This window comes from Shewanella sp. T24-MNA-CIBAN-0130, assembly GCF_040310185.1.
In the GTDB taxonomy this organism is placed as follows: Bacteria; Pseudomonadota; Gammaproteobacteria; order Enterobacterales; family Shewanellaceae; genus Shewanella; species Shewanella psychromarinicola.
Window position 1 is genome coordinate 1 of sequence record NZ_JBEOPP010000461.1, and the last position, 250, is coordinate 250.

Genomic DNA, 250 nt, shown 5'->3' on the forward strand with positions numbered 1-250 from the left:
TCTCAGGGCTTAATGCTTGTGCTGCTTTAGCCAGTGGCTGCTTGGCACTGCCCATCATGGCGTTAACGCGTTCAGCGGTCACGTACTGCGCAGGCATCTCATATGGATAAGCATTAAATATACGCTTCGGAAAGCCTTTTACTGATGCGCGACTGTTACGATAAAGTACGCGGCCAGTGCCATGGCGGTCGAGCAATTCTTGGAGCAATTCTTGACGTGCTGCTTGCTGTGATTCTGCATCAACCTCTTT

General features: G+C 50.4%; 1 protein-coding gene. It reads right to left on the reverse strand.

Annotation, left to right across the window (positions count from 1 at the left end; all coding sequences use genetic code 11):
- Window positions 1-250, reverse strand: a 250-nt coding sequence (locus AAEZ02_RS23130; protein WP_351125515.1) for a hypothetical protein, incomplete at both ends; no start/stop codon positions are given.